The 25449-nt window shown below is 64.8% G+C and carries 23 protein-coding genes; 12 read left to right on the top strand and 11 right to left on the bottom strand.

The window, feature by feature from the left end:
- Positions 1-246 precede the first annotated feature (246 nt).
- The 7 genes from FHR22_RS14860 (at position 247) to FHR22_RS14830 (ending at position 7926) form a co-directional block, all read left to right on the top strand.
- Positions 247-1167, top strand: a complete 921-nt coding sequence (locus FHR22_RS14860; protein WP_166944206.1) for a DnaJ C-terminal domain-containing protein — start codon at positions 247-249, stop codon at positions 1165-1167.
- 3 nt (positions 1168-1170) lie between these two features.
- On the top strand, positions 1171-2274 hold the full coding sequence (locus FHR22_RS14855) for a YihY/virulence factor BrkB family protein (RefSeq protein ID WP_341786632.1): 1104 nt from the start codon (positions 1171-1173) through the stop codon (positions 2272-2274).
- Positions 2271-3098 (top strand): SDR family oxidoreductase, encoded by an 828-nt coding sequence (locus FHR22_RS14850; RefSeq protein WP_166944204.1) that lies wholly within the window; start codon positions 2271-2273, stop codon positions 3096-3098. The genes FHR22_RS14855 and FHR22_RS14850 overlap by 4 nt, the downstream gene beginning before the upstream one ends.
- Positions 3091-3621 carry a GNAT family N-acetyltransferase gene (locus FHR22_RS14845; protein WP_166944202.1) on the top strand — a complete coding sequence of 177 codons (531 nt, stop codon included), beginning with the start codon at positions 3091-3093 and terminating at the stop codon, positions 3619-3621. Before FHR22_RS14850 ends, FHR22_RS14845 begins: the two co-directional genes overlap by 8 nt.
- Positions 3622-3625: 4 nt before the next feature.
- Positions 3626-4702 carry a chorismate synthase gene (aroC, locus tag FHR22_RS14840; RefSeq protein ID WP_166944200.1) on the top strand — a complete coding sequence of 359 codons (1077 nt, stop codon included), beginning with the start codon at positions 3626-3628 and terminating at the stop codon, positions 4700-4702.
- Positions 4703-4709: 7 nt separating this feature from the next.
- Complete coding sequence (locus tag FHR22_RS14835) at positions 4710-6488, top strand: SLC13 family permease (protein ID WP_166944198.1); 1779 nt, start codon at positions 4710-4712, stop codon at positions 6486-6488.
- A gap of 97 nt (positions 6489-6585) precedes the next feature.
- Positions 6586-7926: a dicarboxylate/amino acid:cation symporter gene (locus FHR22_RS14830; RefSeq protein ID WP_166944196.1), complete on the top strand. Its 1341-nt coding sequence runs from the start codon at positions 6586-6588 to the stop codon at positions 7924-7926.
- Positions 7927-7950: 24 nt separating this feature from the next.
- Here FHR22_RS14830 and FHR22_RS14825 read toward each other — a convergent pair whose 3' ends face one another.
- Positions 7951-8922 (bottom strand): hypothetical protein, encoded by a 972-nt coding sequence (locus FHR22_RS14825; RefSeq protein WP_166944194.1) that lies wholly within the window; start codon positions 8920-8922, stop codon positions 7951-7953.
- A 175-nt stretch (positions 8923-9097) separates the two neighbouring features.
- On the opposite strand from FHR22_RS14825, the gene FHR22_RS14820 reads away from it, so the two are divergent.
- Together FHR22_RS14820 and FHR22_RS14815 are read left to right on the top strand one after the other, a co-directional pair.
- Positions 9098-10489, top strand: a complete 1392-nt coding sequence (locus tag FHR22_RS14820) for a cytochrome P450 (protein WP_166944192.1) — start codon at positions 9098-9100, stop codon at positions 10487-10489.
- A gap of 68 nt (positions 10490-10557) precedes the next feature.
- Positions 10558-11274: an extensin-like domain-containing protein gene (locus tag FHR22_RS14815; protein WP_341786631.1), complete on the top strand. Its 717-nt coding sequence runs from the start codon at positions 10558-10560 to the stop codon at positions 11272-11274.
- An 8-nt stretch (positions 11275-11282) separates the two neighbouring features.
- Here FHR22_RS14815 and FHR22_RS14810 read toward each other — a convergent pair whose 3' ends face one another.
- The 10 genes from FHR22_RS14810 to FHR22_RS14765 all read right to left on the bottom strand — a co-directional run bounded on the left by FHR22_RS14810 (position 11283) and on the right by FHR22_RS14765 (position 20654).
- Positions 11283-11639 (bottom strand): HesB/IscA family protein, encoded by a 357-nt coding sequence (locus FHR22_RS14810; RefSeq protein ID WP_166944188.1) that lies wholly within the window; start codon positions 11637-11639, stop codon positions 11283-11285.
- Positions 11639-12121: an SUF system Fe-S cluster assembly protein gene (locus tag FHR22_RS14805; RefSeq protein WP_166944186.1), complete on the bottom strand. Its 483-nt coding sequence runs from the start codon at positions 12119-12121 to the stop codon at positions 11639-11641. Before FHR22_RS14805 ends, FHR22_RS14810 begins: the two co-directional genes overlap by 1 nt.
- On the bottom strand, positions 12118-13299 hold the full coding sequence (locus tag FHR22_RS14800) for an aminotransferase class V-fold PLP-dependent enzyme (RefSeq protein ID WP_425057448.1): 1182 nt from the start codon (positions 13297-13299) through the stop codon (positions 12118-12120). Before FHR22_RS14800 ends, FHR22_RS14805 begins: the two co-directional genes overlap by 4 nt.
- Entirely contained in the window at positions 13296-14021 is a 726-nt protein-coding gene (locus FHR22_RS14795) for a SufD family Fe-S cluster assembly protein (RefSeq protein ID WP_166944184.1), read from the bottom strand. Before FHR22_RS14795 ends, FHR22_RS14800 begins: the two co-directional genes overlap by 4 nt.
- A gap of 121 nt (positions 14022-14142) precedes the next feature.
- Positions 14143-14964, bottom strand: a complete 822-nt coding sequence (gene sufC, locus FHR22_RS14790) for a Fe-S cluster assembly ATPase SufC (RefSeq protein WP_166944182.1) — start codon at positions 14962-14964, stop codon at positions 14143-14145.
- Positions 14951-15304 (bottom strand): DUF4180 domain-containing protein, encoded by a 354-nt coding sequence (locus FHR22_RS14785; RefSeq protein ID WP_166944180.1) that lies wholly within the window; start codon positions 15302-15304, stop codon positions 14951-14953. The genes sufC and FHR22_RS14785 overlap by 14 nt, the downstream gene beginning before the upstream one ends.
- Positions 15301-16788, bottom strand: coding sequence for a Fe-S cluster assembly protein SufB (sufB, locus tag FHR22_RS14780; RefSeq protein WP_166944178.1), 1488 nt, complete (start codon positions 16786-16788; stop codon positions 15301-15303). Before sufB ends, FHR22_RS14785 begins: the two co-directional genes overlap by 4 nt.
- Positions 16789-16792: 4 nt before the next feature.
- Positions 16793-17269, bottom strand: coding sequence for an SUF system Fe-S cluster assembly regulator (locus FHR22_RS14775; protein ID WP_166944176.1), 477 nt, complete (start codon positions 17267-17269; stop codon positions 16793-16795).
- Positions 17270-17835: 566 nt separating this feature from the next.
- On the bottom strand, positions 17836-18726 hold the full coding sequence (locus tag FHR22_RS14770; RefSeq protein ID WP_166944174.1) for an AraC family transcriptional regulator: 891 nt from the start codon (positions 18724-18726) through the stop codon (positions 17836-17838).
- A gap of 101 nt (positions 18727-18827) precedes the next feature.
- On the bottom strand, positions 18828-20654 hold the full coding sequence (locus FHR22_RS14765) for a DUF885 domain-containing protein (RefSeq protein WP_166944172.1): 1827 nt from the start codon (positions 20652-20654) through the stop codon (positions 18828-18830).
- A gap of 81 nt (positions 20655-20735) precedes the next feature.
- Between FHR22_RS14765 and FHR22_RS14760 the strand changes: the two genes are divergently transcribed.
- Genes FHR22_RS14760 through FHR22_RS14750 form a run of 3 tightly spaced genes read left to right on the top strand, consistent with a single transcriptional unit; the run spans position 20736 to position 25392 of the window.
- Positions 20736-21806 carry a quinone-dependent dihydroorotate dehydrogenase gene (locus tag FHR22_RS14760; protein WP_166944170.1) on the top strand — a complete coding sequence of 357 codons (1071 nt, stop codon included), beginning with the start codon at positions 20736-20738 and terminating at the stop codon, positions 21804-21806.
- Positions 21807-21855: 49 nt separating this feature from the next.
- On the top strand, positions 21856-23547 hold the full coding sequence (gene ggt, locus FHR22_RS14755) for a gamma-glutamyltransferase (RefSeq protein WP_166944168.1): 1692 nt from the start codon (positions 21856-21858) through the stop codon (positions 23545-23547).
- 39 nt (positions 23548-23586) lie between these two features.
- A complete protein-coding gene (locus FHR22_RS14750; protein WP_166944166.1) occupies positions 23587-25392 on the top strand; it encodes an AMP-dependent synthetase/ligase in 1806 nt (601 codons plus the stop codon).
- Positions 25393-25449: the final 57 nt, after the last annotated feature.

Genomic DNA, 25449 nt, shown 5'->3' with positions numbered 1-25449 from the left:
AGCAAGCAATAAGCCCCTCCCCTGTAGGGGAGGGGTTGGGGTGGGGGCTATCGGCCTTGCGCAAGACCGATAGCCCCCACCCGCTGCAACTAGGCAGCAAGCTGCCAAGTTTCGCTGCCCTCCCCTAAAGAGCAGGGCGTGGTTAGGAGGAACTTGACCGCTTGCTGCGATGTTCCCACATCGACGCGGCAGGGAACGCGCAATCGGGCCTTCCCGGTCAATCACTTATCGGGCTACAGAAGAAATATGGCAGATCCCTATTCCACCCTGGGCGTCGCGAAGAGTGCGGACGAAGCGGAAATCAAATCCGCGTACCGCAAGCTCGCGAAGCAGTTGCACCCCGACAAGAACAAGGACAATCCGAAGGCGTCGGAGAAATTTTCCGATGTCACCCGGGCCTATGACCTGTTGTCCGACAAGACCAAACGCGCGCAGTTCGACCGCGGCGAAATCGATGCCGACGGCAATCCCGCGATGCCCTTCGGCTATGGCGGCGGCGGTGGTTTTCGCGGCGATCCGCGCGGCCAGCAGGGCGGCTTCGGCAACGAAGGCGCCGACTTCGGCGATATTTTCGAGGGGCTGTTCAGTCGTGGCGGCGGCGGGGGCGGACCGTTTGGCGGCTTCGGCGGCCGGGCCGGACCGCCCCCCAAGGGCGCCAACGTCGCCTACCGCCTGTCGGTGTCCTTCATCGACGCCGCAACGCAGGCGCCGCAGCGGATTACGCTGTCCGACGGCGGCACGATCGACCTCAAGCTGCCCGCCGGGGTCGAAACCGGCACCCAGATGCGGCTTGGCGGCAAGGGGCAGGCCGGGCCGGGCGGCAACGGTGACGGCATCGTCACGATCACCGTCAAGGATCATCCCTTTTTCGTGCGCGAAGGCGCCAACATCCGCCTCGACCTGCCGGTGACGCTGGGCGAGGCGGTCAAGGGCGCCAAGGTCAAGGTGCCGACCGTCGATGGCCCGGTGATGCTGTCGATTCCCGCCGGGTCGAGCTCGGGCAAGGTGATGCGCCTCAAGGGCAAGGGGTTCAGCCAGAAAAGCGGCGGCCGCGGCGACCAGCTCGTGCGGCTGATGGTCGACCTGCCGACCGACGACGATGCGCTGGTCAGGCTGGTCAGCGAGTGGACCGATCCGCGTCCGGTGCGCGCAGAACTCGGCGTGTGATGCGTGGCTGAAGGCGTCGATACCGCCGCAAAGGCCGATAAAAAGGCCGTCGCCGCGCTGGCGCGCGAAGTGGCGAGCGAGGTCGACAAGGAATTTCTCGCCGAAGGCCATTCGCCGCATTCGCCCGAGGCGCGCGCCGAACGCGACAAAAGGCTGAAGCTCAGAACCCGTGCCGAAGGGCTGATCCATCGCGGGCGCGAAACGCTCGGCCCGGGGACGCGCATTTTCCAGGTGGCGCGCCGCGTCGTCGTCGGCACCTATACCGACGGCTTCATCCACGCCGGCAATCTCGCCTATCTCGCGCTGATCGCGCTCTTTCCCTTTTTCATCCTGCTCGCTGCGGCGCTCAGCATCTTCGGCGGCAGCAGCGGCGGCGAGGCGGCGATCGAGGCGGTCTTCTCGACGATGCCGCCGACCGTCGCCAAGGCGTTGTCGGGCCCGATTCGCGAGGTGATGACCGCGCGCACCGGCATCTTCCTCTGGCTCGGGGCGATCGTCGCGCTGTGGACGGTCGGCAGTTTGATCGAAACGGTGCGCGACATCCTGCGCCGCGCTTATGGCACGCATTTCAGCCGGGGCTTCTTCCACTACCGGCTGTTGTCGATCGGCATCATCACCGGCGCGGTCGTGCTGATGCTGCTGTCGTTTAGCATGCAGGTGCTGATCGTCGGCATTGAACAATTTGTCACCCGCGTGCTGCCCGAACGCTTCCAGTCCTTCGGTATCGTGCTGATTTCGCGCGGCGTGTCGGGATTCGGCCTGTTCCTGGCCATCTATATGCTGTTCTACAGCCTCACCCCGTCGAAATACCGCCGGCTCAAGAAATGCCCGAAATGGCCGGGCGCGCTGTTCACGACCCTGTGGTGGATCGCGGTCACCCTCGCGCTGCCGCCGTTGCTCGCCAGCCTGCTCAGCTACGATGCGACTTACGGCAGCCTGGCGGGCGTGATGGTCGCGCTCTTCTTCTTCTATCTCGTCGGATTGGGTATGGTGATGGGCGCCGAACTCAATGCCGCTTTGGTAGAGGTTGAGGATTTGGGCCATGACGCTATTGGGCGCGTCGATGACATAATTATTGAAGACAAAAAGGCCGGAGAAGAAAAATGACGGGTCTGATGACTGGCAAGCGCGGGCTGATTATGGGCCTCGCGAACGACAAATCGCTTGCATGGGGTATCGCCAAGGCGCTGCACGCGCAGGGCGCTGATCTTGCGATTTCGTATCAGGGTGACGTAATGCTCAAGCGGGTGAAGCCGCTTGCCGACGAACTGGGCTGCGATTTCCTGATCGATTGTGACGTGTCCGACATGGACAATCTCGATGCGGCGTTCGCGACCTTGGGTGCGCGCTGGCCGACGATCGACTTCGTCGTCCATGCGATCGGTTATACCAACAAGGAAGCGCTGCGCGGCCATTACGCCGATGTGACGCTTGACGACTTTCTGATGACGATGAACATCAGCGTCTACAGCTTCACCGCGGTTGCCAGGCGCGCGGTTGCGATGATGACGCCCTATGACGCTGAAACGGGCGAGGGCGGCGGTTCGTTGCTGACCCTCAGCTATTACGGCGCCGAAAAGGTCATCCCGCACTATAATGTCATGGGCGTCGCCAAATCGGCGCTCGAAACCAGCGTCAAATATCTTGCCAACGATTATGGTCCGCAGGGGGTGCGCGTGAACGCGATCTCGGCCGGGCCGATCAAGACGCTGGCGGCATCGGGCATCGGCGATTTCCGCCTGATCCTGAAGTGGAACGAGCATAACGCCCCGCTGCGCCGCAACGTCACCATTGATGATGTCGGTGGTTCGGCGCTCTACCTGCTCAGCAACCTGTCGTCGGGCGTCACCGGCGAAACGCACCATGTCGATGCGGGCTACCACACCGTCGGCATGAAACAGGAAGACGCCCCGGATATTGCGCTTGCCTGATGCACCGGCGATCCGTCCCGCACGCGCGGAGGATGTCGAAGCGATCGATGCGGTGATCCGGGCGGCCTTCGCCGGGACGGAATTTGGCCATCAAGGCGAAGCCGATCTCGTCCGCGCGGTCGTAACCGACGGCGATGTACTCGTGTCGCTGGTGGCTGAAGGCGGCGAGAGCATCGTCGGACACGTGCTGTTCAGCCGGATGGATGTCGAGACTGATGGCAGCGTCTTGCCCGCAGCCGGTCTCGCGCCGGTATCGGTTTCGCCTGAATGGCAGGGGCGTGGCGTCGGCGACGCGCTGATCCGCGCCGGGCACGACATGCTCCGCGAACAGGGTGTGGTGATCAGCTTCGTCCTCGGTCACGAGGACTATTATCCGCGCTTCGGCTATTCGCCCGAACTGGCCACGCGCTTCGCTTCGCCTTTCGCCGGGCCGCATTTCATGGCGATGATGCTGGACTCGGGCGCGGCTTGGCCGCTAGGCGGGCGCGCAGACTATGCACCTGCATTTGGCCGGATGGGGTAAGGCGATGAGTTTCAACAGCTTCGGGCGCGTTCTTCGCTTCACGACCTGGGGGGAAAGCCACGGTCCCGCGCTCGGTGCTGTCGTTGACGGCTGCCCGCCGCGGCTGTCGCTGACCGAAGCCGATATCCAGCCTTTCCTCGACAAGCGCCGCCCCGGCCAGTCGCGCCACACGACGCAGCGGCAGGAACCCGACCAGGTGCGCATCCTTTCCGGGGTATTCGAAGGCAAGACGACGGGCACGCCGATCAGCCTGATGATCGAGAATGTCGACCAGCGCTCGAAGGATTATGGCGAGATCGCGCAGGCCTATCGTCCCGGCCACGCCGATTATGCCTATGACGCCAAATATGGCATTCGCGACTATCGCGGCGGCGGCCGGTCGAGCGCGCGCGAAACCGCGGCGCGCGTCGCAGCGGGCGGCGTCGCCCGGCTGGTGATTCCCGAGGTGCAGATCCATGCCTGGGTCGCCGAAATCGGCGGCGATGCGATCGATCCCGCGAACTTCGACCTCGAAGAAATTGATCGCAATCACTTTTTCTGCCCCGATCCCGCCGCGGCGCAGCGCTGGGAAGGGCTGATGGACGCCGCGCGCAAGTCGGGCAGCTCTTTGGGTGCCGTCATCGAATGCGCCGCCAGCGGCGTTCCCGCCGGTTGGGGCGCACCCGTCTATGCAAAGCTCGACGCCGACCTTGCCGCCGCGATGATGGGGATCAACGCGGTGAAGGGCGTCGAAATCGGCGCCGGTTTCCAAGCAGCGCGGCTACGCGGCGAGGAAAATGCCGATCCGATGCGCCCCGCCACGGACGGCAGCAACCGCCCCGATTTTCTGTCGAACAACGCCGGCGGCATCGCGGGCGGGATCTCGACCGGCCAGCCGGTCGTCGTGCGCGTCGCGTTCAAGCCGACCAGCTCGATCCTGACCCCCGTGCCGACGATCAACAAGGCGGGCGAGGCCGCTGACATCGTCACCAAGGGCCGCCACGACCCATGCGTCGGCATCCGCGGCGCCCCGGTGGTCGAAGCGATGATGGCGCTTGTCCTCGCCGACCATAAATTGCTGCATCGGGCGCAAAACGGCTGATGACCTGATGGAGGTCGTTGCCGCCTTCATCGCGGAGCAGAAGGCAATTATCGGCCTGCTGGTCCTCGCCGGCATGTTCGCCGCCTTCGTCTGGGAACGCTTTTCGCCGTCGGTCGTCGCGGTCGCCGGCGCGGGAACGATGCTCGCGCTCGGCTTGCTCGACGAAAAGGGGGCTTATGGCGTCTTTTCGAACAGCGCGCCGCTCACGGTCGGGGCGATGTTCATCCTGTCGGGCGCGCTGATCCGCACCGGGGTGATCGACAAGGTCGGCAATTATGTCGTCGATCGCGCCAAACGGCATCCACGCCTGGCGGTGGTCGAAGTGTTCGGCGGCGGCCTCCTCGTCTCGGGCTTCATCAACAGCACGCCCTTCGTTGTCGTGATGATGCCGGTTTGCTTCCGCCTCGCCGAAGCGCTAGGCGTCTCGCCCAAGAAATTGCTGATGCCACTCTCGGTGATTGCCGTCCTCGGCGGCTGCCTGACCTTGATCGGGACATCGACCAACCTCGTTGTCGCCGGGATCGCCGAGCAGGCGGGGCTGGGGCATTTCGGCCTGTTCAGCATCACGCCCTACGGCCTGGCCGTCGCCGCAGCGGGCGTGCTCGGGCTGCTCGTCATGGCGCGCTTCCTGCCGTCGGACTATCCGCGCATCGCCGAAAAGACCGACGGGGCGGAGCAGCTTTACCTGACCGAACTGGGGCTCCAGGACGATGACCCCGCCGTCGACATGGCGCTCGAAGCTGCGAGCCTCGGCATTTCGCCGGGCCAGATCGTCGGAGTTATCGCCGGCGGGCGCCTGGTCACCGGCGGCGAGGCGCAAAATCACCGGCTTTTGGCGGGTAACCGGATCGTCGCACGGCTCGACGGTGCGGCGCTGATGACGCTGCGTAGCGAAGGGCGCTTTGCGATCGGCATCGGCGATGGTTCCGAAGCCGGGGCGACGGTGGTCGAGGTGACGGTGTCGCCCAGCCATCGCTCGATCGACCGTCCGCTCGCCGAAATTCCGTTTCTCCAGCGGCAGCGCGTCCGCATCCTCGGGGTGACCCGCTTTCGCCATCTTCCCGGCCCGACGCTGTCCGAAAACCGCATCCGCGCCGCCGACCGCCTGCTGATCGAGGCCGACGAGGCGAATATCGCGCAGCTGCGCGACAATCCCAATCTCATCGGGCTTGCGATGGCGTCGGTCACCGCCTTCCGCCGCCGTCGCGCCTGGATCGCGATCCTCGTGATGGCCAGCGCGGTGCTGCTGTCGGCCACCGGCATCATGTCGATCGGCATCGCCGCCTTCATCGGCGTCGGCATCGTCCTGCTTACGCGCTGCATCGATGCGTCGGAGGCGTGGGGCAGCATCGACGGCGACGTGCTCATCCTCATCTTCGCGATGCTCGCGGTCGGCGCGGCGCTTGAACAGGCGGGATCGGTCGCGCTGATGGTCGGTGCGCTCGAACCGGTGCTGACCAACGCGCCGCAGTGGGGGGTGATCGCGATCGTCTATTTCTCGGCGTTGCTGCTGTCCGAACTGCTCAGCAACAACGCCGTCGCGGCGCTGATGGGGCCGCTGGTGATCGGGATCGCCGAGGCGACGGGCATCGCGCCGCAGCCGCTGCTCATCGCGCTGATGCTCGGCGCATCGGCCTGCTTCGCGACGCCGGTCGGTTACCAGACCAACACGCTCGTCTATGCCGCAGGCGACTATCGTTTCATGGATTTCGTCCGCGTCGGCGTTCCGCTCAATATCCTGACCGGCACTGCCGGGGTTCTCGCGCTGAGCTTCTGGACGCCCTGACCTTGCAATAGGCCCGGCAGCGATTGCCCGCCACGTGGCAGGCTGTTACCCCCCATGGCACAGGATCTGGCAGGGCCGGAACAGGGAGCATTTTTTCATGGCAAGACGCCTGACCTTATTCATTCTCGTCGGCATGGTGCTCGGCATCATCGCGGGCGCCATCGGGCACGAAATGATCGGCGCCGACAAAGCGGAAGCGGCGCGGGTCGCCGGCTATTTCAAGATATTGCCCGACGTCTTTCTCCATCTGATCAAGATGATCATCGCGCCGCTCGTGCTCGCTACGATCGTCGCGGGCATCGCCAATATGGGTGACAGCGCGGCGCTCGGGCGGATCGGGCTCAAGTCGCTGTTTTGGTTCATCGGCGCCAGCTTCATGTCGATCACGCTCGGCCTGCTGCTCGTCAACCTGCTCCAGCCGGGCGTCGGGCTCGACCTGACCCCGACCGGAGAGATTGGCGAGGTGAAGACGAGCGCGCTCAACCTGCGCGATTTCATCCTCCACATTTTCCCCGAATCGATCTTCGGCGCGATGGCGGCGAACGACATTTTGCAGATTCTCGTCTTTTCGATCTTTGCCGGGGTCGGCCTGTCGGCGCTCGGCGATCGCGGCCTGCCGCTCGTGCGCGCCGTCGATATTCTCGCCGAACTGATGCTGCAGGTGACCAATTATGTGATGCTGTTCGCGCCCTTCGCGGTGTTCGGCGCGCTCGCGGGGGTGATCACGGTCAACGGGCTCGAAATCCTGCTCGATTTCCTGCGGCTGATCCTCGAATTCTACCTTGGCCTTGCTCTGCTCTGGACGCTCCTCTTCGCGCTCGGCGCGCTTTTCCTCGGCCGGCGGATCCTGACGCTCGCGCGCTATATCGTCGAACCGCTGCTGCTCGCCTTCTCGACGGCCTCGTCGGAAGCTGCGCTGCCCAAGCTGTTCGAACAGCTCGACCGCTTCGGTATCCCGCGCCGCATCTCGGGCTTCGTGCTGCCGCTGGGCTACAGCTTCAATCTCGACGGCTCGATGATGTACATGAGCTTCGCGACGCTGTTCATCGCGCAGGCCTATGGCATCGACCTGTCGATCGGCACCCAGATATTGATCCTGCTGACGCTGATGATCACGTCAAAGGGGATTGCGGGCGTGCCGCGCGCCAGCCTCGTCGTCATCACCGCGACGCTGACCCAGTTCGGGCTGCCGGTCGAAGGCGTGGCGTTGATCCTCGGCATCGACCAGTTTCTCGACATGGGCCGTTCGGCGACCAATGTCGTCGGCAATGCGGTCGCGACCTCGGTCATCGCCAAATGGGAAGGGATGCTCGAAGTCCCCGAACCCGCCGACAAGGATCATCCGCACGCGCCGGCGCACACCGCACACCATGGCGCGCGCGGCCTGACGCTTCAGGAAGATATGGTGACGGAAACGGCGAAACCTGCGGGCGACTGAGCCGCCCGCGGGTTTGCGATTCTATTAGCGGTCGTCGGCGACCCGCCCGGCCGGACCGCGTGCGGGCCGATCGGCGCGCGGCGGCGGTGACGGACGCGCGGCCGGGGCAGGGCGTGACGGCGCGGGTGCTGCCTGCGGCGGACGCGGAGCCGGACGCGCATCGGGGTTCCGTCCCGGGTTCGGGCTCGGACGCATGCCATTGCCATCGCCGCGGCCCGGCCATGGCCGCGCCCCAGTGGGGCGTCCCGGACGTCCGGGAGTCGCTTCGCCCGCGCCCGGCGGGCGCGGTCTTGCACCATCGGGCCGCCATGGCCGCCCCGGATTGCCGGTGGTCGGGGGCGAACCCGGATTGGCGCCCGGACGGCCCGGGCGTGTGCCGTGCTGGCCGTCATTGTCGCGGCCGCCGGGTCTCCAGTCGCCAGGGCGACCCGGGCGCCCGGGACGGCCCGGGTTCGTCGTTGCCGGCGGCGTGCCGGGATTTTCGGCGCCGGGGCGACCCGGGCGGCCCGGCCGCGTGCCATGCTGACCGTCATTGCCGCCGGGCTTCCAGTCGCCGGGGCGTCCCGGACGTCCTGGGCGGCCGCTATGATCACCGTTCCCCGGCCGGTTCCAATGCCCATTGCCAGGGCGATTGCCGTGGTGGCGCCACCAGGCGCGGCGCCCGCCCCAATAGTTTAGATATTGACCGCGCAGCGGATAACGGTGGCGGTAACTGTCGTACATCCATGTGCCATATCCGGGATAATAATAATCGTCGTACCAGCCGCCGCCGAAGCCGATCTGCGCAAAGCCGCCGCCAAAGTCCGACCCGTCATAACAGTCATAACCATAGCCATCGTCATAGGCATAGGGGTCGTAGTCGTAATAGCTGTCGGCGCACAGATTCCCGGCCGAGGCGTAGCTGGTGCCGACATCGCCGTAATAACAGCCGCCAAGCGCGGTCGTCGCGAGCACGCCGAGCGCGATGGAGAGGGGACGTTTCAGACTCTTGATCATCGTCTTGTCCTTTTGGAGGTCCAACGGACGGACCCGTCATATTGGTCCCTCGATTGCACGAGTCGAGTTGAATTTGCGGTGAATGGAGATGGCTCGCGAGTCGGGCCTTACTTGCATCAATGTAAGTAGTTCGATAGGCTCGCTTCGACCGACCGGCGAATGAGGATATGAAGCGATGAATGCCCCCGCGAAGATCGAATGGTCCGAAGCGCGTTTCGGCGCCGAAACCCGGCACTGGCTGCCGCGCAATCCCGACAGCGCGATTGATCATATCCCGGGCGAGGACGGCATGCCGATCCTCGGCAACACGCTCGACCAGCTGCGCGATTATCCCGCCTTCGCGAACCGGATGGTGGCGAAATATGGCCGCGTTTACCGCAACAACAGCTTCGGCGGACGCAGCGTCGCGCTCCATGGGCCCGAGGCGAACGAACTTGTCATGTTCGATCGTGACAAGATTTTCTCGTCCGAACAGGGCTGGGGGCCGGTGCTCAACCTGCTGTTCCCGCGCGGGTTGATGCTGATGGATTTCGAAAAACATCGCGCCGACCGCAAGCTCCTGTCGGTCGCCTTCAAACCCGAACCGATGCGCCATTATGCCGATTCGCTGAACGAGGGTATCAAGGCCCGGGTCGCGCAGTGGAGCGGCAAGCGCTTCCCATTCTATCCCGCGATCAAGGAACTGACGCTCGACCTCGCCGCGACGAGCTTCCTCGGCATTCCCTGGGGTCCCGAGGCCGACCGGGTCAACAAGGCGTTCGTCGACATGGTGCAGGCGTCGATCGGCGTCGTGCGCGTACCCTTGCCCTTCACCGCGATGGGCCGCGGCGCCAGGGGGCGCGCCTATCTGGTCGAGTATTTCGGCCGCATGGTCCCCGAGCGCCGCGACGGCACGGGCGAGGATATGTTCAGCCAGATCTGCCGCACCCGCGACGACAATGGCGACTATATGAGCGTCGAGGCGATCGTCGATCATATGAACTTCCTGATGATGGCGGCGCACGACACGATCACCAGCTCGGTCACCTCGCTCGTCTACATGCTCGCCAAGCACCCCGAATGGCAGGATCGGCTGCGTGAAGAGATGCTGGCGGTCGCCCCGGCGGGCGAGGGTGTCGGGCACAACAGCCTCGGCGAACTCGAACTCACCGAATGGGCGTTCAAGGAAGCGCTGCGGCTGGTGCCCCCGGTGCCGAGCTTCCCGCGCCGCGCGCTCAAGGATTTCGAATATGGCGGCTACCGCATTCCAGCTGGCACCTCGGTCGGGGTCAGTCCGGCCTTTACCCACATGATGGCCGACCATTGGCCCGAACCCGAAAAGTTCGACCCGATGCGCTTTTCGCCCGAGGTGGCGCGCGAACGGCACAAATATGCCTGGGTCCCCTTCGGCGGCGGCGCGCACATGTGCCTCGGGCTGCACTTCGCCTATATGCAGGCGAAAATCTTCTTCCATCATGTCGTCACGACGCACCGCATCGTCGTTGCCGACGGCTATGAACCCGAATGGCAGGTGCTGCCGATCCCGCGGCCGAAGGATGGGCTGATGGTGGGCTTCGAACCGCTTTAACGAGTGTCGTCCCGGCGCGGGCGACATGCCTTCTTGTGCCGGAGCGCCTGCTTCGCCATCTGGGGCGCGTGAAAAGCCTTCGCCCCTATCTGATCTGGTTCGGCATCGCGGTGCTGCTGGCCCTCGCCGCGATCGGCGCGATGCAGTGGCTTCGCGATCATCCCGAACATGATCCGACGGCGCGTTTCGAACTGGCGCAGCCGCGCGGGTGGGCGACCCACGCCAAGCTTGTTGCCCTGGCTGGCGACGACAGCGCCTGTTTCGCCGCCTTCGACCGCGCAAAGGCCGGCTATCTGCGACGGCCCGCGATCGGCAACGGGGTGTGCCGGGCTAGCCAGCGGATGATCCTGACTGGCGACGCCTTCGTGCCGACGATGCATCCCGCGAACGCCGCGCCGGGGTGCGCGATGACGGCGGGGCTGGCGCTGTGGAACCGCGACGTCGTCCAGCCGCTCGCGCGTGAATATTTCGGGCAAAAGGTCGTCGCGCTGGAAAATCTGGGCAGCTACAACTGCCGCAAGATCGCGGGCAAACAGGCGCAGAGCGAGCACTCGACCGCCAATGCGATCGATATTTCGGCGTTCGTCCTTGCCGACGGGACGCGGATATCCTTGCTGAACGACTGGGGCGATGCCGACGCGCGCAGCGAATTCCTCCACGCGGTGCGCGACCGGTCGTGCGGGCTGTTCAGTACGCTGCTGTCACCCGATCACAATGCGGCGCACGCCAATCATTTCCACCTCGACATGGCGGTACGGACGGCGGGCTGGACGGTCTGCCGCTGACCGGAGGTTCAGACGGTGAAGCTCTCGCCGCACCCGCAGGCGCCCTTGGCGTTCGGATTTTCGAACACGAAGCCTGCGGCGAAATCATCCTCGACCCAGTCCATGACGCTGCCGATCAGGTACAGCACCGACGCGCCATCGATGTAGAAGACGCCGCCCGGGGTCTCGATCTTCTCGTCGAACTTTACCTCTTCGATCACATAATCGACCGAGTAGGCAAGCCCCGAACAGCCGCGGCGCGGGGTCGACAGGCGGACCCCGATCGCACCTTCGGGCGCCGATGCCATCAGCTTCGCGACGCGTTCCTCGGCATTCGGGGTCAGCGTGACCGCAGCGGGGCGGGCGCGGGCTTTGACTTCGGTCATCACAGCATCCCCAATTCGAGCCGGGCCTCGTCGCTCATATTCTCGGGGCTCCACGGCGGATCCCAGACCAGATTGACCTCGGCATCGCCGACCCCCGGCACCGCCCCGACGCGCAGTTCGACCTCGGCGGGCATCGATTCCGCGACCGGGCAATGCGGTGTCGTCAGCGTCATCGTGACCATCACATGCCCCTCGTCGATCTCGACATTATAGATCAGGCCAAGGTCATAGATGTTCACCGGGATTTCCGGATCGTAGATATCCTTCAGCGCGCCCACGACGGCTTCATAAAGGTCGCCGCCGACCGCGCCCGCATCGGCCGCCGCCGGCTTTGCGGCCAGAAAGCCTTCCAGATAGTCGCGCTTACGCTCCAGCTTCTCGGGTGCCGTCTCGGCATCCTCGACGCGCGCTTTCGGCGGCGCCGCGACGCTTTCCACTTCCTCGACCCGAATCCCGTTCTCGCTCATGCGGTCCTCGCTCATCCGAAAATCCTCTCGACGCGGGCGAGGCCGTCGATCAGCGCCGCCACATCCTCGTCATTGCTGTACACGCCAAAGCTCGCGCGCGCGGTCGCGGGTACGCCCAGATGCTCCATCAGCGGCTGTGCGCAATGGTGCCCGGCGCGGATCGCGACCCCGCTTTCGTCCAAGATAGTGCCGATGTCGTGCGGATGAACCCCCGCCATCGCAAAACTGACGATTCCAGCGCTGTTTTCGGGGCCGAAAAGCGTGATGCTGTTCTTGCGCGCCAGCGCCTCGCGCAGCGTGCCGACCAGCGCGCATTCATGCGCATGGATCGCCTCGATTCCTATGCCCGAGACATAATCGACCGCCGCCGCCAGCCCGATCGCCTCGATAATCGCGGGCGTGCCCGCTTCGAAACGGGTGGGGGCGGGGGCGTAGGTCGTCTTCTCGAAGGTCACGCGGTCGATCATCGAGCCGCCGCCCTGCCACGGCGGCAGCGCGTCGAGCTTGTCGCTCCACAGGACGCCGACACCCGTCGGCCCGTAGAGCTTGTGGCCCGAAAAGACATAATAGTCGCAGCCGAGCGCCGCGACATCGACCGGAAGCCGCGGCACCGCCTGGCACCCGTCGACCAGCAGTTCGGCGCCGACGCGGTGCGCGAGTTCGGCGGCGCGCGCGACGTCGAGCGGGCTGCCGAGCACGTTCGACACATGCGCAAAGGCGACCATATTGTGTTCGGGGGTCAGCAGCTTCTCGGCGGCGTCCAGGTCGATGCGGCCGTCTTCGGTCAGCGGGCAGACATCGACCTGCCAGCCCGCAAGCTGCCACGGTACGATATTGCTGTGATGCTCGAGCAGCGACAGCAGTACGCGGCCTTTGCGCGGGTGGCTGTAGGCAACGAGGTTGATCGCCTCGGTCGCGCCGCGCACGAAGGCGATCTCACCCTCGCGCGCGCCGATAAATGCCGCGATCCGCCGCCGCGCTGCCTCATAGGCCAGCGTCATGTCGGCCGAACGCGCATAGACGCCGCGGTGGACCGTCGCATAGTCGCGGCCCATCGCGTTCACCGTTGCGTCGATGATCGCCTGCGGCTTCTGCGCGGTCGCGGCGGTGTCGAGGTAGTGCCAGCCCGGGGTGATGCCGGGGAAGTCGGCGCGAACGTCGGGGAAGATGTGGAGGGCGGTTGCAACGCTCACACCAATTCCCCCAGCTTCGCCAATGCCAGTTCCTGCAACCGCGCCTCATCCTTTGCGCCGTCGAACACACCCGCGACGAACGCTTGCAACAACAGCTTCTTCGCCTCGCCCGGCGGCAGGCCGCGCGACTGGAGATAGTAAAGCGCTTGTCCATCCAGCTCGCCGATCGCGCAGCCATGCGCGCATTTCACATCGTCGGCGAAGATTTCGAGCTCGGGTTTGGCGTTGGCGGTCGCGCTGCGCTCGAGCAGCATCGCCTTCACATCCTGCTCGCTGTCGGTCTGCTGCGCATCGCGCGCAACCGCGACCTTGCCGAGATAGGTGCCCGTCGCGGTACCGCCGAGCACCGAGCGCACCACCTGCCGCGACGTCGCGCCGGGTTCGGCGTGGGTGACCGTGGTGATGATTTCGAGATTCTGTTCGCCGCCGCCGATCTGCGCCGCACCAAGGTGGAAGTCGGCGCCTTCGTGGAGTGTGACCGCAAGTTCGATGCGGCCATAGGCCCCGCCGATATTCAGCACGTGCAGCGACGCCGTCGCGCCCTTGCCGAGCACCAGCTCGATCTGCTGGATCTCGCCCGCATCCTGCACGATCGCGCGGCGGAAGTCGCCGCCCGCGGGCACGATGATGCTCTCGGGCGCGGGCAGCGGCCACGCTGCGGCCACCGCGTCGATGTCGGAGTAGCGCCAACCTTCGTCGCGCCGGGTAGGAAGCGCCGTCATCGGACGATTCCCATTTCGTCACCCCGGACTTGATCCGGGGTGACGCTTTCCGCACCATCGGAAAAGCGGGATGCCGGATCAAGTCCTGCATGACGATGGAAAGGGAGGAGCGTGTGGATGCTCACGCCGCAATCTCCGCATAACCATGCGCTTCCAGCTCGCGTGCCAGCTCGGGTCCGCCCGACTTCACGATCCGCCCCGCGGCCAGCACATGCACGAAATCGGGCTGCACATAATCGAGCAGGCGCTGGTAATGCGTGATCAGCAACACCGCCTTGTCGGGGCGCCGCATGATCGCGTTGATCCCGTCGCCGACGGTGCGCAGCGCATCAATGTCGAGGCCGCTGTCGGTCTCGTCGAGGATCGCCAGCCTGGGGTCGAGGATGCCCATCTGCACCATCTCGTTGCGCTTCTTTTCGCCGCCCGAAAAGCCGACGTTCACCGGACGTTTGAGCATGTCCATATCCATCTTGAGCAGCCCCGCCTTCTCGCGCGCGAGCTTCAGGAAGTCGCCGCCCGACAGCGGCTCCTCGCCGCGCGCCTTGCGCTGGGCGTTCAGGCTCTCGCGCAGGAACTGGACGTTCGACACGCCGGGGATCTCGACCGGATACTGGAAGCCGAGGAACAGCCCCGCCGCGGCGCGTTCATGCGGATCGAGCGTGAGGAGGTCGAGCGTCTCGGTGGTCCCCGTTCCGCGCTGAAAACCCGAGCCCGCCTCGTCGGACGTACTTGCCCCGGGGAACATGACGTCGGGCGTGAAGCATACCGAACCTTCCGTGACCTCATAGCCCGGCCGCCCGCCAAGCACATAGGAGAGCGTCGACTTGCCCGCGCCATTGGGCCCCATGATCGCATGGATCTCGCCCGCATTGATGGCGAGCGACAGACCCTTCAGGATCGGCTTGTCGGCAACGGTGGCGTGGAGGTTTTCAATTTTGAGCATCGAGTTTTTCCCGGAAGGCAGTTTCGTTGGCCACGAACCAAAGGGCGCGGCGCTGGTTGGTTTCATAAACGAAGTCGCGAAAGGCTTTACTCGCCGCCTTTTCGCCTTCGATATCGCCCAAAATAGCGAGGCCGACGTTGTAATTCTGGAACTTCTGCGCGACTGCGCCAAGCAAACCCGTCGGAAGGTGAAAGAAATCGGCCGCCAAGCGTTCGCGCGGAACGGCCAGCCAGGTTGCCGAATTCTCCCATGCTGCGGACAAGAAATCATTGGTATCGCCTTCGCGCGCCAAGATAGGACCATCGGTATCCATGAGATGATAGCTGTGGGAAGGTGTCACCCCACGCTCCCCTCAAGGCTGATCCCCAGCAACTTCTGTGCCTCGACGGCAAATTCCATCGGCAGCTGCTGCAGCACTTCCTTGGCAAAGCCGTTGACGATCAGCGCCACCGCCTCTTCCTGCCCCAGCCCGCGCTGCATCGCGTAGAAAAGCTGGTCGTCGCTGATCTTGCTCGTCGTCGCTTCATGCTCGACGGTCGCGGTCGGGTTGCGGACTTCGATATAGGGCACGGTGTGTGCACCGCATGCGCTGCCCAGCAGCAGGCTGTCGCACTGGGTGAAGTTGCGCACGCCCTCAGCATTCGGCGCCACGCGGACGATGCCGCGATAGGTGTTGTTCGACTTGCCCGCGCTGATCCCCTTCGACACGATGGTCGAGCGCGTGCGCTTGCCATTGTGGATCATCTTGGTGCCGGTGTCGGCCTGCTGGTAATTGTTGGTGACCGCGACCGAATAAAATTCGCCGACGCTGTCGTCGCCGTTGAGCACGCAACTCGGATATTTCCACGTGATCGCGCTGCCGGTTTCGACCTGCGTCCATGATACCTTGCTGCGCTTGCCCTGGCAGAGCGCGCGCTTGGTCACGAAATTATAGATGCCGCCAAGGCCCTCGGCATTGCCGGGATACCAGTTCTGGACGGTCGAATATTTGATCTCGGCATCGTCCAATGCAACCAGTTCGACTACCGCGGCGTGAAGCTGGTTCTCGTCGCGCATCGGCGCGGTGCAGCCTTCGAGGTAGCTGACATAGGCGCCCTTGTCGGCGACGATCAAAGTCCGCTCGAACTGCCCCGTATTCTCGGCATTGATACGGAAATAGGTACTGAGCTCCATCGGGCAGCGCACGCCCTCGGGCACATAGACGAAGGTGCCATCGGAGAAGACCGCGCAGTTCAGGGTCGCGAAATAATTGTCGTGCATCGGCACGACCTTGCCGAGCCACTTCTTCACCAACTCGGGATATTCGCGGATCGCTTCGCTGATCGACAGGAAGATAACGCCCGCACGTTTCAGTTCCTCGCGGAAGGTCGTCGCGACGCTGACGCTGTCGAACACCGCGTCGACCGCGACCTTGCGCGCACCCTCGACCCCCGCGAGTACCTTCTGCTCCTCGATCGGGATGCCGAGCTTCTTATAGACTTCGAGGATTTCGGGATCGACTTCGTCGAGGCTGGAGAGCTTCGGCTTCGCCTTGGGCGCCGCATAATAATATGCGTCCTGGTAATCGATCGGCGGCACATTGAGCTTCGCCCAGTCAGGGGTTTCCATCGTCTGCCAGTGGCGGAACGCCTTCAGCCGCCAGTCGAGCATCCATTCGGGCTCGTTTTTCTTTGCGGAGATAAAGCGGACCGTATCTTCGGTCAGCCCCTTGGGGGCGAAGTCGGTCTCGATGGTGGAGGACCAGCCATGTTCATAATCGGCGACTTTTGCGGCGGCGTCGTGCGCGGCCTGGTCCTTGAGGGGGAGTTCGGTGTTGTCGGTCATATCTCTAACTCGTCGCCCCCGCGAAGGCGGGGGCCGTTGTCGTTTGTGCTGGGACGCCAGCGGCCCCCGCCTTCGCGGGGGCGACGCTTAAACTCGCCAGACTAATCTCGGCCAGCGCACCGCGCACCGCGCCGTTCACCACGCCCCAGTGCGGCTGCACCTTGCAGCTGCCCTCCAGCGAGCAATCATGCCGCCCTTCGGACACGCAGGAGGTGAGGGCGATCGGCCCTTCGACCGCTTCGATGATATCGGCGACGCTGATCGCCGCCGCGGGCCGCGCGAGCCGCACCCCGCCACCGCTGCCGCGCGACGCGACCAGCAGCCCGGCCCGCGCGAGACTGCTCACCAGCTTCTGCGCGGTTGGCCCCGGAATTCCTGTCTGCTCGGCCAGCATGCCGGCGTGGAGCGGCACCGACCCGCACTGGCGCGCAGCGGCGCTCATCAGCACCACGGCATAGTCGGCAAGGTTGGACAGGCGCATTTGCGAACGATTCTTAACTGGAGTAAATTACTCCACTTATATAGGCGCGCTATTTGTGCGGCGCAACCAAGCGGCGCTATTTCCGTGTCAAGAAAAGCGATCATGGCGATCGGGAAGCGGGCGGATGACTGTCGGCTTGGGGTGGATTTCGAGACATTCCCCTCCCTTTGGGGAGGGGAGATGAACGGCAGCAACCAGCCGATTACTGACCTTCCCTTCATCGTCACCCCGGACTTGATCCGGGGTACCGCTTGACTTCGAACGCTGCGGAAGCCCGCAAAAGAGCTGGATCCCGGGTCAAGCCCGGGATGACGAGGGTAAAGGGCAGCTTCCGGCCGCGCCGGACATCCCGCACCGTTTCCCAAACACGCCAACCAAAAAAAGGCACCCACCCGGCCGGGAGCCGAATGAGTGCCAAGATGAAGGTCTCGTCCTCGCAAGGAGGCAGAGCTCTTCTGGGTCGCAAGGCTGGATTATGCCCGCGCGACGATTCGCGATTGTATGGAAACGCCAAAACGACAGCGGGCACGATTCTCGCGATTAACGGTGCAAAATCCGTATTGCCGTCAGGTTTCGGACACCAGCGGGCTGACCTTGCCCGCCAGCTGCTTGCGGCCCCGGGTGGTCGCTTCGGTCAGCGCCGAGGGTCTGGCGAGCTGGCCGGGGGTCGCGCCGGCGAAGCGCTTCATCTCGCGGATCAGGTGCGACTGGTCGTAAAAGGCATCGCCGAGCTGCGCCGCGTCGAGCCCTTCGCCGCGCGCGAGCGCCGACGCGGCGCGGACGGCGCGATATTTGCGCGCCAGCATCCGCGGCGACAGGCCGTAATAATGCTTCGTCATCCGCTCGACCGAGCGGATCGACATGCCGGTCGCCTCGACCAGTTCGGGAACCTGCGGCGATACGGTCCCGGTCAGCCACTCATCGACCGTGCGGGTGAACCAGACAGGGGCCGGCTGGTTCTTCTTCAGGATCTCGCGCGCGAAATTATTGACGATGATCAGGCGTTCTTCGTTGCCCGGTGCCGCCATCAGCGCCGCGATCACATCGTCGATCCAGTCGCCGAACAGGCCGGCGGCGTCAATTGCGCGGTCGGTCAGCTTGTCGGCATGGTCGCCCATCAGCGTCGCCCAGCCGACCGGCAACAGGCCGAAACCGAAGACGCGCAGCGACCCGCCCTTGACCACAGCGCGGACGCTGCCGCTCGTCGGGCCGAGGATCGTGGCGCGCGTCGCCGGAAAACGATGGCCGTCGGGGAAGATATATTCGCCGTCGGCAACGTTCATCATGCGGAATTGCGGGCGGTCGGCGCGTTCATATTCGTCGAACAGCGGCGGGTCGATCCGCATGAAATAAAAACTCGACACCATGTCCGCCAGATCGGGATCGGGCGGGAAATAATGCAGTTCGAACGGCGCTTCGCCGCTCACGTCCCCTGACGAGGAAATCATATCCGACATGACGAGACCGACCCCATCGGCAGCTTTGTTGCCGCCTGTTTATGCCGCGTATAATTTTCCTTTCGTCGCGGCGCGTCAAGCCGCAATTTATTTAGGCCCCGCTAGCCTTTCTGCGTGGCGATCCAGGCGTCGACGCGGCGCTCCATGATGTCGAGCGGCACCGGTCCCGATTCGAGGATGACGTCGTGGAAGGCGCGGATGTCGAAGCGCGGCCCGAGCGCGGCCTGGGCGCGGCCGCGCAGTTCCATGATCTTGAGCTTGCCGATCAGATAGGCGGTCGCCTGGCCCGGATAGACGATATAGCGCTCGATCGCCTTTTCGATATCGCCGTCGGGGTTGGGCGTATTGTCCTTCAGATATTGGATCGCCTGCTCGCGGCTCCAGCGCTTGTCGTGGATGCCGGTGTCGACGACCAGCCGGCAGGCGCGCCACAGCTCCATCCCCAGCCGCCCGAAATCGCTGTAAGGATCGGTGTAAAAGCCCATGTCCTTGGCGAGTTCCTCCGAATAGAGCCCCCAGCCTTCGGTATAGGCGGTGAAGCCACCGAAGCGGCGAAAGGGCGGCAGGCCGGTGAGTTCGGTCTGCACTGCGCGCTGCAGATGATGCCCCGGAATGCCCTCATGATAGGCGAGCGCCTCAAGCTCGGTCTTCGACATGTCCTTGAGGTCATAGAGATTGACATAATAAGTGCCGGGTCGCGACCCGTCGGGCGAGGGCGACTGGTAGAAGGCCTTGCCCGCCGATTTCTCGCGAAACGCCTCGACTGCCTTCACCTGCAACGGCGCTTTCGGCAGCGTGTTGAAGAAGGCCGGCAGCCGCGCTTCCATCGCCTTCACATGCGCATCGACCTCGGCCAGATAGGCCTCGCGGGTCGTATAATAATATTGCGGGCTCGTGCGCATATGGTCGAAAAACTGGTGCAGCGTGCCCTTGAAGCCGACCTTGGCCATGATCGTCTTCATCTCGCCGTGGATGCGCGCGACTTCGGACAAGCCGAGCGCGTGGATCTCGGCCGCGGTCATGTCGGTCGTCGTATAATTCGCCAGTAGCGCGGCATAATAGGCCGCGCCATCGGGCATCCGCCACACCCCGTCCTGCGTCGGTGCTCCCGCCTGCTGGCGTTTCATCTCGGCGAGCAGGCGGCCATAGGCGGGATCGGCGCTCTCGGCCCAGGCGGCCTTCGCCGCCGCGATCAGCCGTGCCTTTTCGGCCGGGGCGGCGTCGATCTTGCCGACCTTCGCGCTGATATCCTCGATCAGCGCATTGTTGGGGCCGCGCAGATTGCCGATGTCCGAAATCACATAGGCATAGACCCATTTCGGCGGCTGAAGCCCCTTTGCGGCGCGCTCGGCCGACTGGGCGATCAACGTGTCGAGCACGGACCCCAGGCCGCGGATGCGTTCGATATAGGCCTCGGCTTCGGCGACGTTCGATACGCGGTGAATATTGATCAGAAAGGCGGGCAGCTGGCTTTGCGCGCCGTTCATCTGGTCAAAGATATAGCCATGATCGCGAAACGCGAACAGCCGGTCGGCGCGTTCGGCCTGCGCGTTGAACAGATCGAACGACAGCGCATCGTCGGGCGACAGCCGGGCAGGGTCGAAGCTGGCGCGCATCGCTGCCGCCGCCGCCTGTTGCAGCTTGTGCGTCGCGACTTCGGTTTCGTCGCTGGGGTCGTTCCAACGTCCGTAATCGCCGTCGCGGATCCCGCGATACGCCTTGCCCTGCGGCGACAGCGACAGCTGCGCCGCGTCATATTTCTCGAAGAACTCGGCGAGGCCGGCCCCCGCAGGCGGTTCGGGCGGAACCGGCGCTGCTGCGGCCGACGTCGCGGGAACCGGGTCGATGGTGGCCGACGCGCATCCGGCGAGCGCAAGGACGAACAGGCTGCCGGACAGCCTGGCGGCAAGGCGAAGGTGCGACACCATATTTCTCCCGGTTTTTCCGATATATTCGGGCTACCCATCCCAAGGCTTGCCATAGCGTCCGGCGCGGCGCAATGGCGGGGCATGTCGCTCCTCGCTTCCGCCGCCGACGCCGCTTATGCGCTCGCTCGCCCGCTCGTCCACGCCACCGACGGCGAGGCCGCGCACAATCTGACGCTCGCGGCGCTTCAGCCGCTGCCGCGCGCGCGCCAGGCGCTGACCAGCCCGGCGCTCGCGACCGAACTGGCCGGTCTGCAATTCCCGAACCCCGTCGGCCTTGCTCCCGGTTTCGACAAGGATGCGCGCGTCGCGCATGCGATGCCGCATTTCGGCTTCGGCTTCGTCGAGGTCGGGACGCTGACCCCGCTGCCGCAGGAAGGAAATCCCCGCCCGCGATTGTTCCGGCTGGTCGAAGATGGCGCGGTGATCAACCGCATGGGCTTCAACAACGGCGGGCAGGCTAGGGCGGCCGATCGAATCCGCTGCCTGCGCCGCTACGGCCTGCCGGTGCCGCTTGGCATCAACATCGGCGCGAACAAGGACAGCGCCGACCGCATCTCCGACTATGCGAAGGGCACCGCGGCGATGGCGCCGCTCGCTGATTATCTGACCGTCAATATTTCATCGCCGAACACCCCGGGCCTGCGTGCATTGCAGGACAAGGGTGCGCTCGAAGCCTTGCTCGACGGCGTCGCCGCCGCGCAGCCCGCCGGCGCGGCCAGGCCCGTCTTCCTCAAGGTCGCGCCCGATCTGGAACCCGCCGACATCGACGACATCGTCGCGGTGGCGCTGGACAAGGGGCTTGCGGCGGTCATCGTGTCGAACACGACGATCGAGCGGCCGGTGCTCGCCTCGCGCCACGCGAACGAAACCGGCGGCCTGTCCGGCGCGCCGCTCGCCGCCCTGGCGCTCCTGCGAGTCCGCGATTTCCGTGCCGCCAGCGGTGGCAAGCTGCCGCTCGTCGCCGCCGGCGGCATTGCCTCGGCGCAGCAGGCATGGGACCGCATCCGCGCGGGCGCCAGCCTCGTCCAGATCTATTCGGCGATGGTCTATGAAGGCCCGGGACTTGCGGGACGCATCGCCCACGGCCTCGAAAAACTCGCCGAACGAGACGGATTCGCACGGGTGGCGGACGCGGTGGGAACCTCCGCCTGATCGTCCATCGGGCTTGCACTGCCTCCACCCCCGCGCCAATGTCGCGTCCATGACCAAACGACTCCTTCCGATCATCAGCCTGTTTCTTATCGCCATTCCCTCGCTCGCCGCAGCGCAGGGCGTCACATCGTCCGCCGATCCGCGCGCGACCGAGGCGGGACGCGACATATTGCATCAGGGCGGCACCGCCGCCGATGCCGCGGTGGCGATGGTCGCCGTGCTGACGCTTGTCGAACCACAGTCGAGCGGCGTCGGCGGCGGCGGCCTGCTGGTCTACCATGACGCAAAGTCGGACAGCATCGGCACGATCGATGGGCGCGAGACCGCGCCTGCGGCGGCGAAACCCGGCCGCTTCCTCGGTCCCGACGGCAAACCGCGCGGCTACGCCGATGTGATCCCGGGTGGGCTGTCGGTCGGCGTCCCCGGCAATATGCGGTTGATGGAAATGGCGCACCAGAAATGGGGCAAGCTCGAATGGAAGGCCTTATTCCAGCCCGCGATCAAGCTCGCCGACGAGGGATATGAGGTCACGCCCGCGCTCCATAACTGGCTCGAAAGCTATCAGGATCTGTGGAAGGATTTCCCCGCCGCGCGCGCTATCTATTATGTCGATGGCAAACCCGCGCCCGTCGGCACGCGACTGAAAAATCCCGCCTATGCGGCGCTGCTGCGCGATATTGCGGCGCGCGGCCCCGATGCCTTCTACACCGGCGCCAACGCCCGCGCGATCAGCGATGCGGTGGCGAAATCGGTGCGCAACCCCGCGATGCTGACCGCCAAGGATCTCGCCGCCTATCGGGCGAAGGACCGCCCCGCGGTCTGCGCCACCTACCGCGTCTACAAGGTCTGCGGCATGGGCCCGCCCTCGTCGGGCGCGACCACCGTCCTCGGCATCCTTGGCATGCTCGAGGGTTGGGACATGAAGACGATGGGCAAGGATAGTCCGATGAGCTGGCACCTCATCGCCGAGGCGATGCAACTCGCCTATGCCGACCGCGCCAAATATCTCGGCGACGCTGATTTCGTCGAGGTTCCGGTCAAGGGCCTGCTCGACAAGGCCTATCTCGCGCAGCGCCGCCAGCTGATCTCGCCCTATGGCGCCGCGGGCCATTATGAAGCGGGCACGCCCCCGGGCGCCCCGCCGCGCACCCCGTCGGGTCCGGTGGCCGAGGGCGGCACGACGCATTTCGTCGCGGTCGACCGTGCGGGCAACGTCGCATCGATGACCTCGACCGTCGAAAGCATCTTCGGCAGCCACCTCAACGCCAACGGCTATTTCCTCAATAACGAACTCACCGATTTCGATCACAGCCCGGTGCAGGACGGCGCGCCCGCCGCCAATCGCGTCGAGGCAGGAAAACGGCCGCTGTCGTCGATGTCGCCGACGATCGTCTACGGCCCCGACGGCAAGGTCATCCTCGCGGTCGGCTCGGCGGGCGGCAAGCGGATCATCATGCATGTGACCAAGGTGCTGATCGGCGTTCTCGACTGGGGCCTGTCCGCCGAAGATGCGATCGCGCTTCCCAACCTCTTTTTCGGGCAGCAGGGCGTGGTGATCGAAAACGATGCGGCGGGGCAGGCGATCGCGGCAAAGATGCAGCCGTTCGGCTACAGCTTCACGCCGATCGACCTCGGATCAAAGCTGAACGCCGCGCAGCGCGTCGGCGATGTGTGGCACGGCGCCGCCGATCCGCGCGGCCCCGGCACCTCCTCGGTGGACGGCGCGCCGCCGCAGGGATAACCCTATAGACCAATGAACCTCTGTGGGAGAGCAAGAGGCATGAAGCTGGAAAACCCCCATCTCGACCAATTCCCGAGCTTGGTCGCGATGTTCTTCGACCGCGCCAAAAAGGGCGGCGAGGATCCCTTTCTGTGGCGCAAGGCCGACCGCGCGTGGCAGCCGCTGAGCTGGCGGCAGGTCGCCAATCAGGTCGCGGCGCTCGCGCATAATCTTCGCGAACTCGGCCTCAAGGAAGGTGACCGGGTGGTGCTGGTCAGCGAAAACCGCCCCGAATGGTGCATCGCCGACCTTGGCATCATGGCGGCGGGCTGTATCACTGTGCCGACCTATACGACCAATACCGAACGCGATCATCAGCATATCCTCGACAACAGCGGCGCCAAGGCCGTGATCGTATCGACCGCGAAGCTGGCGCGCACGCTGATGCCCGCGGTGATGCGGTCCGAAGCGCATATCGTGATCAGCATGGAAAGCTTGCGCGTCGGGCAGCAGGGTGAGGTCGCGGTCCACGACTGGGACCCGCTGGTCCAGAATGGCGATACCTGGCTGGAGGAAACCAAGGCGCGCGGCCTCGGCGTGACCCGCGATGATATCGCGTGCCTCATCTACACCAGCGGCACCGGGGGCGCGCCGCGCGGGGTGATGCAGCATCATGGCGCGATCCTGCACAATGCGGCGGGGGCGGCCGAAGTGCTGGTCAATGATTTCGGCATCGGCGATGAGGAAGTGTTCCTGTCCTTCCTGCCGCTCAGCCACGCCTATGAACATTCGGGCGGCCAGTTCCTGCCGATCATGGTCGGCGCGCAAATCTATTATAGCGAGGGGCTCGAAAAGCTCGTCTCGAACATCGAGGAAACGCGCCCGACGATCATGGTCGTCGTGCCGCGCCTGTTCGAGGTGATCCGCGCGCGGATGATCAAATCGGTCGAAAAGCAGGGCAAGCTCGCCAACTGGATGCTGAACCAGGCGCTGCGTGTCGGCGAAAAGGATTATGAGCGCCGCATGGGTTTGCTCGACCGGCCGGTCGACTTGCTGCTCGACAAATTGTTCCGGCCCAAGATCGGCAAGCGCTTCGGCGGCCGGATGAAGGCGCTGGTGTCGGGCGGTGCGCCGCTCAATCCCGAAATCGGCGTCTTCTTCCACTCGATCGGGCTGACCCTGCTGCAGGGCTATGGCCAGACCGAGGCCGGGCCGGTGATCAGTTGCAACCGCCCCAGTGCGGGGATCAAGATGGACACCGTCGGCCCGCCGCTGATGAACACTGAGGTGAAGATCGCCGACGACGGCGAAATCCTCGTGCGTGGCGAACTGGTGATGAAGGGCTATTGGCGCAATCAGGCGGAGACCGAGCGCGTGCTGGTTGATGATTGGCTTCATACCGGTGACATCGGCCATATCGACGCCAAGGGCCGCATCGTCATCACCGACCGCAAGAAGGACCTGATCGTCAACGACAAGGGCGACAATGTCTCGCCGCAGCGCGTCGAAGGCATGCTGACGCTGCAGCCCGAGATTTTGCAGGCGATGGTTTATGGCGACAAGCGCCCGCACCTTGTCGGCATTCTCGTTTCCGATCCCGAATGGGCGGCCGAATGGGCCGAGGCCGAAGGGCTGCCCAAGGATATGAAGCTGCTCCGCGAGCATAAAAAATTCCGCGCCGCAATCCGCGCCGCGGTCGACCGCGTCAACGGCCAGCTTTCGGTGGTCGAAAAGGTGCGCAAGTTCGACTTCGCCGACGAAGCCTTCACGATCGAAAATGAACAGATGACGCCATCGATGAAGATCCGGCGCCATGTGCTGAAGCAGGTCTATGAGGACAAGATTGCGGCGCTCTATAAGGCGTGACCTTGCCGTGCGGAGGGAGCGCTGTTGAAGGAAGGTGCCGCGTTAGTGGGGCCTAGC

The sequence above is a fragment of the Sphingopyxis panaciterrae genome (genome assembly GCF_011762125.1).
GTDB lineage: Bacteria > Pseudomonadota > Alphaproteobacteria > Sphingomonadales > Sphingomonadaceae > Sphingopyxis > Sphingopyxis panaciterrae.
Note: the sequence above shows the minus strand (reverse complement) of the source record. Positions and strands in the feature narration are given on the sequence as shown.